Genomic DNA, 12,289 nt, shown 5'->3' with positions numbered 1-12,289 from the left:
ATAGTGCTGAGAGCCTGGACAAGAAAGAAGGCACGCTCGTGTCGTGCCTGAACCGCCGGCTGGATGGAGCTGATATCAGTGACTGGATGCCGCGACGCCAGAGCCGTACCGGACGCCGGCGATACCGCCGCCGATACCAAGCTTTCCCGAGTCTGTCTGATGATCGGGCAATTGGGGCTGGGTGGTGCGGAAAAACAGATCGTGATGCTGGCACGGGGTCTGGCTGACCGAGGCATCGAGACCTCACTGCTGCTGCTGTCCGAACGTGGCCCGCGGATGGCAGAGCTGTCCGGTTCCGGGGTGAATGTGATCGGCCTGGGATGCCGCGGAATCGCCCGGCCATGGGTCGATCTCCGGGGTGCCGTGGAAGGGACCGTGGCGGACGTGAAGGCGTACGCCAGGCTCGTGGCACACCTGCGACGCACGCGGCCGCAGGTCCTGCACGCCTACTTGTTCCACTGCTACATCGCGGCGGCTCCCGCAGCTCGCATCGCACGGGTCCCGGTGTGCGTGGCGGGGCGGCGCAGTCTGGGCACGTTCAAGGAGGGACGCCGTGGAATGCTGGCCGTGGAGCGGGTCGCCACCGGGATGACCGACTTCGTCGTGGCCAATGCACACGCCGTGGCCGAGGACGCCCGGCGGCAGGAGGGCCTGTCACAGGACCGGATCGGCGTCATTCACAACGGGATGGAAGCGCGGGATTTTCGGACGGTCGCCCCGGCTGACCTGACATCGGACCTGCCGGTCGTGCTGTGCGTGGCCAACCTGCGCAAGTACAAGGGCCACCAGTATCTGCTCGATGCCGTAGGCCGGCTGCGGCAGCGGGGGCAGCTCTGCACCCTCGTGCTGATCGGTGAAGGACCCGAGCGGATCCCTCTGCAACAGCAGGCCGACCGGCTGGGCATCGACGTGCGTTTTCTGAGCCATCGCACGGATGTGCCCGCCTTCCTCGCCCGGGCGGACGTCGTCGTGCTGCCCTCTCTGGAGGAGGGCCTGAGCAACGCGGTCATGGAGGCCATGGCGGTCGGCCGACCCGTAGTTGCCACCGCCGTCGGCGGAACACCGGAGTTGCTGCGGGACCGAGGTGTGCTGGTGCCCCCCGCAGACACCGAAGCCCTGGCGCAGGGTCTGCACTGGATGCTCACCGACGGCGCTGCCGCCACACGACTCGGGAACGCTGCCCGGCAGTGGGCCCTTGAGCACTTGAGCGCGGACACCATGGTGGAGCGGCACATCAGCCTGTACCGCAAACTGCTGGAGCGCAGATCCGCGAGGTGAGGGCGGGGGAACAGCCGTCCCGGCACCAACGGCGGTGCCGGGACGGACGGCCGCAGGCCTTCCGCGAAGGCCGGCGGTCCGGACGTACGGTCAGGCCACCGCCGTCGCACTGCGGACCGCCGACGACGTCTGCGCCGGGTCCAGGTCGGCACACGAGGCGAAGACGTACTCGTTGCAGCCCAGGCCCCCTCCGCAGGTCTTGAGATGACGCAGTTCCATCCCATGGCGCCGGCCCACACGGAACACCTCTTCCGGAGCGGCGACTTCGAAGGGATAGCCCCCGACCCAGTCGATGAGGTCGTATCGGGCGGACATGCCGCGAGCGCGCCGGGCCTGGCCGCCGGCGGGACGCCGTCCCGACCTGGCCAGCTTCAGCAGGGCGACCGCGCGTCCAGGTGCCGTCAGATACATCCGGCTGCCGGCCACCAGCAAGCGCCGCGTCGCCGGGCCGGAGGCGTTGTACGTGCGCTTGACATGTGTCCACGCGCGGCTGCGCAGACCCTGGTCGTTGTAGATCGACACATACAGCAGCCCACCGGGGGCAACCAGTCGGCAGGCGGCGTCCAGGGCATCCCAGAGAGCACCCGTGTGGTGCAGCACTCCCCAGGAGTAGACGATGTCGAACTGTCCGAGGCGGGAAATCAGGGAGGAGTCCAGCACCGAACCCTGTTCCACCCGCCAGTCACTGTCGAGCGCGTAACGGTCGCGCAGCCGCCCGGTGGTCGCCACCGCGTCGGGATCGTAGTCGAAGGAGTGCACCCTCGCGCCGAGTTGGAGTGCGGCCAGCGAGAACAGCCCGCTGCCGCAGCCGATGTCCAGGAACGAGCGGCCTGCGAGATCGCTGGTCCCCAAGGCCGCCACGATGGACTCCCGGGCGCCGGCGATACGGTCCTCGTCGACCAGCTGGCTGAACTCCTGCCAGTTGCGGCCGAAGGCGAAACGCTTGCCCTGCTCTACCTCGCTGGAGCAGTCGATCACCTCATGGTCTCCTTCCTCCTGGGAGCATTCACTGCAGAAGCCGGCACCCCGTGCTCAACCCGGCAGAAAACATACGTACTGACGCGGTATATCAGAACCCGGCCGAGAACAGCTTCGACGCTACGGCGAGGGATACGAGAATCGACCCAATACCGGGCTGACGGTGGCCATTGCGCGACCGCTCGCAATATTTCCGGGCTGGTTGCCCAAAGCAGCGGGCACATACTTCGCGCCCTTGCCGGATGCCGGAGTGTGTTCGGCTTAATATCTGGCACATGTCGACCGCTACGTACCAAAGCACGGGTTTCGGCATCCCACGCCTGCGCGTGATGAGAGTCATCACGCGAATGAATATCGGTGGTCCGGCCGTCCAGGTCTCGGCCCTCATGCGAGGTCTGGACAGCGAGCGATTCGACCATCGTCTGATTGCCGGACTTGTGGGTGCGGGTGAGGCGGACTATCTGGATCAGCGGGCACCCGACCTGCCGGTCCAGCGTCTCGACGGCCTGGGAAGGGCTGTGCGGCCCACGGATGATGTGCGCTGCCTGCTCGAACTGGCGGCAGCCATGCGCCGGTTCCGGCCCCATATCGTCCACACGCACACGGCGAAAGCCGGCGCACTGGGGCGGGCGGCCGCCGTGCTGGCGCGTGTCCCCTCAAGAGTGCACACCTTTCACGGCCATCTCCTGCACGGCTATTTCTCCCCGGCGAAGACTCGCGTCGTCGTGCAGGCCGAGCGCAGACTGGCAGCCCTCTCCGACAAGTTGGTTGCCGTGGGCAGCCGGGTGCGGGACGACCTCGTCGCCGCCGGCATCGGAAAGGCGAACCAATTCACGGTCGTGCCGCCCGGAACCAGGCTTGCGAGCGCACCGGAGCCCGCGGAAGCCCGGCGACTGCTCGGACTCCCACAGGGCTGTCCCGTGGTCGCCTATGTGGGGCGAATTACCGGAATCAAGCGGCCCGACCGCTTTCTCGCCGTGGCCCGCGAAGTGCGCCATGCAGTGCCCGGGGTGCATTTCGTCGTGTGTGGATCGGGCGACTTCCAGCCGGATCCGGAAGTAATCACCGACCTCGGCGACTCGCTCCATCTGCTGGGCTGGCGCGCAGACGTGGAGACTGTGTACGCGGCGGCCGACCTGGTGTTGCTGACCTCGGACAACGAAGGCATGCCGGTCAGTCTGATCGAGGCCGGCCTGGCTGGACTGCCGGCGGTGGCCACGAACGTCGGCAGCGTCGCGGAGGTCGTACAGGACGGAACGACGGGGCTCCTGGCAGGACTGTCGTCCGGCGAACTCGCCCGCCACACCGTGACCCTTCTGCGCGACGGTGAACTGCGCCGCGAGATGGGAACACAGGCGCGGATGTTCACCACCCAGCGCTTCGGCGAGGAACGTCTGGTGGCCGACACGCAGGCTCTCTACACCTCCATCGCCGTCGCCCGCGGCTGGTGGCCCGCACCCCGTTCGAAAGGTGAGCACTGTTGAACGTCCTAGTTACCGGAGGCGCAGGCTTCATCGGCGCCAACCTTTGCCGAGAGCTCGCGTCGCGTCCGGATGCGGGCAAGGTCATCGCTCTGGACGACCTGAGCACAGGTTCCGCAGCCAACCTGGCGGGAGTCGACGCGAAACTGATCGAGGGCAGCATTCTCGATCCTGACATCCTCGAGAGCGTCGTTGCCGGCATGGACGCCGTCGTCCACCTCGCGGCCCGCCCGTCCGTGCCGCGCTCCCTGGCGGACCCGGTCGCCAGTCATCACGTCAACGCGACCGGGACGGTGTACGTCCTCGAGGCCTGCCGACGCGCACGCATCCCGGTGGTCGCCGCCTCGTCCTCCTCGGTCTACGGTGCCGTTCCCGTGCTTCCGAAACACGAGGCGCTGCCTACCCGGCCGATGAGCCCCTACGCCGCGAGCAAGCTCGCCACCGAGGCCTATGTCCTCGCCTACGGCGCCTCGTTCGACCTCCGGGCCCTGGCGTTCCGGTTCTTCAACGTCTACGGGCCGCTGCAGTCGGCCGGCCATGCCTATGCCGCCGTGATCCCGGCTTTCATCGACGCCTTGCTGCGCGGCACGCCCATGAGGGTCTTCGGCGACGGACTGCAGACGCGAGACTTCACCTATGTCGGAACCGTCGTCCGGGTGCTGGCCGACGCGGTCCTGCGCAAGGTCGCGTACCCCGATCCTGTGAACCTGGCCTTCGGTACGCGGGTGCCCCTCATCGATCTCGCCCAGCAGCTCGCGGAAATCGTCGGGTCGCCGGCCGACATCCGGCACGAGGCTGCGAGGGTGGGAGACGTCCGCCATTCCCAGGCGGCCGATGGTCTGCTGCGCGGGCTCTTCCCCGATGTCGACCAAGTGCCGCTGCCCCGCGGACTGGCCGAGACCGTGCGCTGGTTCCGTACCCTGCCCGAGTACGCGGCGCTGCCACCGGCCAAGTCGCTCACGGTGGAAGTGGGCTGACGACAGAGTTGAGGGGAGCCACGGCGCGTCGCCGTGGCTCCCCTCAGCTCTGCCCTTCCCCTCTTACCGCGTAAACAGGGACTCTCAGAAGCAGGCCCCAGGCCACGAGGGTCACCGTGACAACCGTGAACAGCACGGTGTTCTGCGGGAGGACCTTGAACATGACGAGTACTGCTGTCAGGCACGTCATGGCCGCGAAACTCCCGATGACAACGGCAACTTGACGAACAGTCAGCCCGAGGCGCCGGAGCCGGTGGGCGATGTGATCCCTGCCGCCCTGCAGCACGGGCCTGCCCTCCCTGCGCCGCGCGACCATGACCAGGCCGGTGTCCGCGGTGACGACCAAGGTGATGAGGAACAGACTGGTGTACCCGGAAAGAGCGGCGTTGTCCCTGTGCAGGGTCACTGTGGCGGACGACACCAGAAAACCCACGAAAAGCGAGCCGGCGTCACCGAGAAAGATCCGCGCCGGATGCCAGTTGTGGAAGAGGAATCCTGCGCAGGCCCCTGCCAGGGCGGCCATGACCGAGGCGGTGCCCACCAGACCGCCGGAGAGAGCGGCGCAGCAGAGGAATCCCGCGGTGACCACGGTCACCGTGGACACCACCCCGTCCATGTTGTCCAGCAGGTTGAACGCGTTGGTGGTGAAGAGGATCCAGGCGACCGAGATCACCACGTCGAGCCATGTACCGAAGAGCACCGGATGGCCGCACCACACCACCACCACCAGGGCTGCCGCCGCCTCGACACAGACACGAGAACGGATGCTGAGCTGACGCAGGTCGTCGGTGAGGCCCAGAACGGCGATGAGCGCGGCGCAGGTGAGCACGACGCCAACCGTGGCGTCATGCTCATTCGCGGCGAGTGTCGCCGCACCCGCGGAGCCCACGGTGGCGAACGCAACCGCGATGCCGCCGAGATAAGGCGTGGGCCGGACATGGACTCTGCGTGCGTCCGGCTGGTCGGTGTATCCGCGTCGCATGGCCAGGCGCCGCAGTGGCTCGGTCAGCAGGGCAGCGATGAAGAGAGCTCCCAGCCCCGCGATTGCCGACACCAGCCACGGGCTCAGACCGGACATGGACCCGCCAACACGGCCTGACCGGTGGAATTGCCCGTGTCCCCCCTGGACTGACCGTCGGCGACAAGCCCGAGCACCTGTCGCTTCACCTCACTTCGGGCATCCTCGACGGCGTCCGCGAGCACGTCGTCGAGGTTGCGTTGCGGCTGCCAGCGGGTGAAGGCCCGCAGCTTCGTGGTGTCGGGGACGCGACGCTCCATGTCCTCGAACTCCGGTCCGTAGGCCTCGCTGTACGAGAGACGCCGCACGGACGAAGTGCTCTTGGCGCGGGCGATGATCCGCTCCGCCAGATCCAGGATGCTGGTCTCCTCGTCGCTACCGATGTTGAAGGTCTCACCCACGGAATCCGGCAGGTCGATCAGCGACAGGAGCGCCTCGACCACATCCGCGACATGGAGGAAGCAGCGGCTCTGCTGCCCGGTGCCGTAGACGGTGAGGGGTTCTCCGCGGACTGCCTGACGGGCGAATCTCGGGATGACCATGCCGTAGGCGGGGCTCTGCCGAGGACCGACGGTGTTGAAGAACCGCACGATGGTGGAACGCAGTCCGTACTCCCGGCGGTACAGCTCGGCGAGGATCTCGTCCACCGCCTTGGCGGTGCTGTAGGACCACCGTGGAATAGAGGGACTGCCCAGGATGCGGTCGGAGGTCTCGCTCAGTGGTCCGGAGGAGTTCTTGCCGTAGATCTCCGAGGTACTGGCAAGGATTACTCTCCGGTCATAGCGGTGAGCGGAACCGATGACCGTCTCGGTGCCTTTGGTGTTGATGGTGAAGGAATTCAGCGGCTGTTCGACGATGAGTTTCACACCTACGGCCGCTGCCAGGTGCACTACACAATCACAGTCCCGCACCAAATCGTCGACGAGTGACGCATCCAGTACGGAGCCCTGGACGAATTGGAAGTTGTCCTGCCCGCGCGCACGCGCAAGGTTCTCCAGGCGTCCTGTGCTGAGGTCATCGAGTACGACGACCGGCTCACCACGTGCCAGCAGTGCATCGACGAGATGGGAGCCGATGAAGCCGGCTCCTCCGGTGACCAGGTACTTCGGATGTTCCATCACGCCGTCACTCCATGTTTGCGGGTGGGGCATTGCCGGAGGCATGTGCACCGGCGACGCATGGCCACGATAACCGGGGATAACGCAAATAGAATGAATGGAATCCCGAATTAGCCCATTCGTGCCCCCTTGACGGCCGACATGACTCCATTCGCCTGACGAGTGTCACTCAAGAGATGGACGGGAAGCCGCGTCGAGCGAGTGTCAGGCATATTCCTCCGAAACATTCTGCTTGGCAAGCAGAGAGGAGTCTCACCGTGTCGGTGGCAACAAAGAAGGTAGTGGTGGTCGGCCAGGGGTACGTCGGCCTTCCACTCGCCATTCGTGTGGCGGAAGCCGGGCACAATGTCGTGGGTCTCGATGTGGACGAGATGCGCGTCAAGCGACTCGCCGCCGGCGAGTCGTTCGCCGAGGACGTGACGTCCCTTCGCCTACTGGCAGCCCTGAACTCGGGCCGCTATTCCCTGAGCACCGATTACGCCGATGCAGTGGACTTCGATGTCTGCGTCATCACGGTGCCCACTCCCCTGAAGGACGGCGTCCCCGACCTGAGTTTCGTGGAGAACGCCGCACAGGCAGTCGCCCAGCACCTGAGGCCGAACGCCACGGTGATCCTCGAGTCCACCACGTATCCATGCACGACCGAGCACGTGGTATCCCCGATCCTGGAGGCGGGCAGCGGGCTCCGGGCGGGCGAGGACTTCTTCCTCGGATACAGTCCGGAACGAATTGACCCGGGAAATCCGACCTGGCGGCTGGAGAACACCCCCAAAGTGATCTCCGGCATGAACGACGTCTCCCTGCGGCATGTCGAGCAGTTCTACGCCGACATCGTGGAACGTACTGTCCCGGTGAGCTCGCCACGCACGGCCGAACTGACCAAGCTCCTGGAGAACACGTTCCGCCATGTCAACATCGCCCTCGTCAACGAGCTCGCGATGTTCTGCAAACCACTCGGCATCGACATCTGGGAAGTAATCGACGCGGCGGCGACCAAGCCCTTCGGCTTCATGCGCTTTCTGCCCGGGCCCGGCGTCGGAGGACACTGCCTGCCCATTGATCCCTCCTATCTGTCGTGGCAGGTCAAGCAGACGCTTCGGCACGACTTCCGCTTCGTGACACTGGCCAACGACATCAACAGCCATATGCCCGACCATGTGGTGCTGCGCGTTGCCAGAGGGCTCAACGCCCGCCGCAAGCCGGTCAATGGCAGCCAGGTCCTGGTCCTCGGGCTCGCCTACAAGCGGAATACCGGTGACATCCGGGAGTCCCCTTCCGTGGCCGTCGCTCTCGGACTCCGGCAACTGGGCGCGCATGTCCTCGCGGTGGAACCGCATGTGGACTCACTTCGGCTGCCCCAGGACATCCTGTGCGTCGAACTCACGGAGGAACAAGTCGCGGCAGCCGATGCCGTGGTCATCGCCACCGACCATGACGTCTTCGATTACGCAATGGTGGAACGCACGGCCGACTACGTGTTCGACGCCTGCAATCGCTGCCGTTCGGAGACCGTTGAGCGCCTCTGAAGGGTGCCACTGCACTCCGTTGGGGGTAAGAAAAGGCGGGCGTGCATGCCATGTGCCGCAATTCCCTCAGCGTGGTCCTAGCGTAACTGTTCACTCACTCGCTCCGATCGGGGATGGCCTTGGATTTGCGCGACTACCTACGAGTCCTTTCCCGCCGTTGGCGTGTCATCGCCGTTGTGGCTCTGCTGGGGACGGGGACAGGCATTCTGACAAGTGCCGTCGCCACTCCTGAGTACCGGGCGACGACCACGCTGTTCGCTTCCCTCCAGGCAGATACCGATACAAACCAGCTCAATCAGGGGAACGCGTTCACTCAGGCGAGAGTCCAGTCCTACACCGACGTGGCGGGCAGCCCGAAGGTGACCGGACCGGTCGTGAAATCCCTGCGGCTCGATATGACGCCGACCCAGCTGGCTGAACGGATCACGGCCGAGGCGCCCCTCAACACGGTGCTGGTCCGTCTGACCGTCACCGACACCCAGGCGCTACGAGCTGCCCGGATGAGCAACGCGGTCGCTGCTCGCTTCGCGCAGGTGATCAGGGCGCTGGAGCGTCCGGAGAAAAGCAAGTCCCCGTCCCCGGTGCGACTCACCGTCACCCAGCCCGCCACCGTGCCGTCCGCGCCCTCGTCCCCGAACACCGCTCTCAATGTCGCGCTCGGTCTGGCGCTGGGCCTGGTTCTCGGGCTGGGGCTGGGTGTCGCACTGGAGACAGTGGACACCTCGATGCGCGATCCCAAAGCCCTCGCCGAGTGCCTCGCAGCGGCTGGGGGGCCTCCCGTGCTCTCCAGCATCGTGCAGGACCCGCGAGCGGTACGGGCGCCGATCTCCCTGCGCGACGACAAACACGGTCCTCGCGCGGAGGGATTCCGGAAGCTTCGCGTCAATCTGCAGTTCGCGGAGGTGCTCCAGCGGCCGAAGGTGATCGCCGTCACCAGCCCGCTGCCCCGTGAGGGCAAGAGCAGCGTGTCGGTCAACCTGGCTGCCACGCTGGCCGAAGAAGGGGCAAGGGTATGCCTGATCGACTGCGACCTGCGCCGGCCTTCGATCGCTCCAGCCCTTGGCCTGGTCAGGGACGCGGGGCTCACCACAGCTCTGGTGGGCCAGGCCGAAGTGCATCAGGTACTGCAGTCGGCCGGGTCCTTCTCCGTGCTCACCAGTGGGACGATCCCTCCCAACCCGACCCAGCTGCTCGGAAGCAGCCACTTCGCCTCCCTGCTGCGCACCCTTGCCGAGCAGTTCGACCATGTCGTGGTGGACACCCCTCCGGTGCTCCCCTTTGCCGACACCGCGGCGATGGCACCCGCCATTGACGGCTACCTGCTCGTGGCGCGCGCCGGCCGGACGAGCCGGAGCCAGGTCGTCGACGCCCTGCGCATCCTCGAACGCGTCAATGTCCCTGTGCTGGGGGCGGTCATGAATGGCGCTCCGGCACGAGGAGAGGCCGACGCATACGGCTACTCGTACAAGTACCGGCCGAAGCAGAAAGCGACAGCCCGGCTCGCCGAGCTCGTGTCGTCGCGCCTGGCCGCGGTTCTTCCCAGCCGACGGCCGGCTGCCAGGGGGCACGGGGCGCATATTCCGGCCAGGCCGCGACCGTACAGCCAGGCGGCCCGGCCGGTGTTCGTGGACGGGTTGTCCCATGCGGTCAGCACCTCGCCCCCGGGCGGCGGCGAGCCGGCGCCGGGACAACTCCGCCTGGGGAGCGAGCGTCTGTGAACCGGTCGGGCGGGACGAAGGCGCTCTTGTCGGCCACTGTGCCGGTGTGACCTCATGCGTCTCTCGCTGGTGGTACCCGTCGCGGCAGCGGCCCTGGTCAGTGGGACGCTCCTCCACTCGTGCGGGACAGACGCCGGAGCCGGGGACCGCGGCCCGGCCACGCAGGGGCGGGCCGCGGCAGCGGTCGAGCAGCTGAGGGTCGAGGTCGTCGAGGTCCTGCCCCATGACCCGAAGGCCTTCACCCAGGGCCTGGAGATGGCCGGCGGCAAGCTGTACGAGAGCACGGGAGTGTCCGGACAGTCATCGGTCCGGGCAGGGCCGCCCGGCAGGTCTCCCGCGGTCCGCGCCGATCTGCCCGCGCCGCTGTTCGGCGAGGGAATCACCGTCATGGGGCCCACTCTGTGGCAGCTCACCTGGCAGAACGGCATCGCGGTCGAACGGGACGCGAGGACGCTGGCCGAGTTGCGCCGGGTCCCTTACGGGGACGAAGGCTGGGGAGTGTGCCACCAGCGGCAGCGCGACCGGCTGGTGACGAGCAACGGCTCCTCCCGGCTCGTTTTCCGGGACCCCAGAACGCTGGCGAAGACAGGGGAGGTTACGGTCTCCGACCGTGGGCGGCCCGTGAAGCTGCTGAATGAGCTGGAGTGTGTGGGCGACACCGTGTACGCCAACGTCTGGGCCGCCGACCGGATTGTGCGTATCGACGCCGACACCGGCACGGTGACTGCGGACATCGACGCTCCGGCCCTGCTGAGCGCGGCCGAGAAACGACGCGCGGACGTCCTCAACGGTATTGCGGCCGTTCCCGGGACCGGCCAGTTCCTGCTCACCGGCAAGTGGTGGCCCAAGATGTTCCGGGTCGCCTTCGTTCCCAAGTGACTCGGCACGATCCGCCCGAGGCCCGGGCGGGACGGCATCGGACTGTCTGAGGCCGGGAGAGGCACGTGTGTCGCGATATTTCTCGGCCACATGGACAGGGATCTGATCATGCCCATGCTCGTGGGAACCTCGGGATGGCAGTACAAGGACTGGCGCGGCGTTCTCTATCCGCCGGGGCAACCGCAGCGGCTGTGGCTTCAGGAGTACGCCCGGCACTTCGCCACCGTGGAGAACAACAACGCCTTCTACCGGCTTCCCAGTACGGAGGTCTTCGCCTCCTGGCGGGAGCGGACCCCGGAGGGCTTCGTCATGGCGGTCAAGGCCAGTCGCTATCTGACGCATCTGAAGCGGCTGCGCGACCCCGAGGAGCCGGTGCGCCGGCTGATGGAGCGGACCGAGGGCCTGGGCGACCGGCTGGGGCCCGTACTGCTGCAGCTGCCGCCCAACTTCGCGGCGGACATCGGGGCCCTGGACGCCTGCCTGAGCTGCTTTCCCGGCACGGTCCGGGTGGCCGTCGAATTCCGCCACACCTCGTGGTGGGAGGCGGAAAGGGAGCTCCGGGCGGTTCTGGAGCGGCATGGCAGCGCACTGTGCTGGGCGGATCGGGGGTCCCGCCCGATGACGCCGCTGTGGCGTACAGCCTCCTGGGGGTACGTGCGGTTTCACGGCGGCATCGCCGAGCCGGCGCCGCGTTACGGCCGCCAAGCGCTGAAGTCCTGGGCCCGGCGCATCTGCGACGCCTGGCCGGACGAGGACGATGTGTATGTGTACTTCAACAACGACCTGGGCGGTGCGGCCGTCGTGGACGCCGCCAAGTTCGCCCGGGCGGCGACCGCTTCGGGCCGGACGGTGAGCCGTACGCCGGTGGCCCCGGCGCCGGGTTCCACGTCCTGAGCGGGCCACAGCCCGAGCGGGCGCGAGCGGTGCCACGGACCTACGATGAGAGCACCGTCGAGTCGAACCGGCGTTCCAGAGGAGGCTGCGATGGAGGAGCATTTCGTCTGGGTGACGACGCGCCGCATCAAGCCGGGCGCGTTGGAGGAGTTCGAGAGGGCCTGGCGCCCGGCCCCTTCCCCGCAAGGCCTGCGCCGCGCCTACGCGTACTGGTCCGAGGACGGCCAGGAGATCACCGGGGTGTCGTTCTGGGACACCGGAGCAGCGTGCGACGCCTGGCGGGCCTCCGATGCGGAGTCGCGGCGGCGTGAGGCCATGGCGCCTTACGTCGTAGAGGAGCGGGAAGGCTTCTACCGCGGCCGCGAACTCGGCGTCGGCTCCGCCTGAGACCACCGGCGCTCTGCCGCCGCGACGTCTGTCTG

Annotated in this window: 11 protein-coding genes; 8 read left to right on the top strand and 3 right to left on the bottom strand. The window is 67.2% G+C overall.

Annotation, left to right across the window (positions count from 1 at the left end):
- The first annotated feature begins 78 nt into the window (after positions 1-78).
- On the top strand, positions 79-1,278 hold the full coding sequence (locus tag OG966_RS21190) for a glycosyltransferase (RefSeq protein WP_326651317.1): 1,200 nt from the start codon (positions 79-81) through the stop codon (positions 1,276-1,278).
- Positions 1,279-1,368: 90 nt separating this feature from the next.
- Here the strand turns inward: OG966_RS21190 and OG966_RS21185 are convergent, their stop codons facing one another.
- Positions 1,369-2,256 carry a class I SAM-dependent methyltransferase gene (locus tag OG966_RS21185; RefSeq protein WP_326651316.1) on the bottom strand — a complete coding sequence of 296 codons (888 nt, stop codon included), beginning with the start codon at positions 2,254-2,256 and terminating at the stop codon, positions 1,369-1,371.
- A 242-nt stretch (positions 2,257-2,498) separates the two neighbouring features.
- Between OG966_RS21185 and OG966_RS21180 the strand changes: the two genes are divergently transcribed.
- Positions 2,499-3,740, top strand: a complete 1,242-nt coding sequence (locus tag OG966_RS21180) for a glycosyltransferase (protein WP_326651315.1) — start codon at positions 2,499-2,501, stop codon at positions 3,738-3,740.
- On the top strand, positions 3,737-4,714 hold the full coding sequence (locus OG966_RS21175; protein WP_326651314.1) for an NAD-dependent epimerase/dehydratase family protein: 978 nt from the start codon (positions 3,737-3,739) through the stop codon (positions 4,712-4,714). The genes OG966_RS21180 and OG966_RS21175 overlap by 4 nt, the downstream gene beginning before the upstream one ends.
- Before the next feature lie 43 nt (positions 4,715-4,757).
- Here OG966_RS21175 and OG966_RS21170 read toward each other — a convergent pair whose 3' ends face one another.
- Both OG966_RS21170 and OG966_RS21165 read right to left on the bottom strand, forming a co-directional pair.
- A complete protein-coding gene (locus tag OG966_RS21170; protein WP_326651313.1) occupies positions 4,758-5,792 on the bottom strand; it encodes an MraY family glycosyltransferase in 1,035 nt (344 codons plus the stop codon).
- Positions 5,780-6,850: an NAD-dependent epimerase/dehydratase family protein gene (locus tag OG966_RS21165; protein ID WP_326651312.1), complete on the bottom strand. Its 1,071-nt coding sequence runs from the start codon at positions 6,848-6,850 to the stop codon at positions 5,780-5,782. Before OG966_RS21165 ends, OG966_RS21170 begins: the two co-directional genes overlap by 13 nt.
- Positions 6,851-7,107: 257 nt before the next feature.
- On the opposite strand from OG966_RS21165, the gene OG966_RS21160 reads away from it, so the two are divergent.
- The 5 genes from OG966_RS21160 (at position 7,108) to OG966_RS21140 (ending at position 12,254) form a co-directional block, all read left to right on the top strand.
- Complete coding sequence (locus OG966_RS21160; protein WP_326651311.1) at positions 7,108-8,376, top strand: nucleotide sugar dehydrogenase; 1,269 nt, start codon at positions 7,108-7,110, stop codon at positions 8,374-8,376.
- A gap of 113 nt (positions 8,377-8,489) precedes the next feature.
- On the top strand, positions 8,490-10,094 hold the full coding sequence (locus OG966_RS21155) for a polysaccharide biosynthesis tyrosine autokinase (RefSeq protein ID WP_326651310.1): 1,605 nt from the start codon (positions 8,490-8,492) through the stop codon (positions 10,092-10,094).
- A 54-nt stretch (positions 10,095-10,148) separates the two neighbouring features.
- Entirely contained in the window at positions 10,149-10,973 is an 825-nt protein-coding gene (locus OG966_RS21150; protein WP_326651308.1) for a glutaminyl-peptide cyclotransferase, read from the top strand.
- A gap of 108 nt (positions 10,974-11,081) precedes the next feature.
- Complete coding sequence (locus OG966_RS21145) at positions 11,082-11,867, top strand: DUF72 domain-containing protein (protein WP_326651306.1); 786 nt, start codon at positions 11,082-11,084, stop codon at positions 11,865-11,867.
- Positions 11,868-11,957: 90 nt separating this feature from the next.
- On the top strand, positions 11,958-12,254 hold the full coding sequence (locus OG966_RS21140; RefSeq protein WP_326651305.1) for an antibiotic biosynthesis monooxygenase: 297 nt from the start codon (positions 11,958-11,960) through the stop codon (positions 12,252-12,254).
- Positions 12,255-12,289 lie beyond the last annotated feature (35 nt).

Source organism: Streptomyces sp. NBC_01750 (assembly GCF_035918095.1).
In the GTDB taxonomy this organism is placed as follows: Bacteria; Actinomycetota; Actinomycetes; order Streptomycetales; family Streptomycetaceae; genus Streptomyces.
Note: the sequence above shows the minus strand (reverse complement) of the source record. Positions and strands in the feature narration are given on the sequence as shown.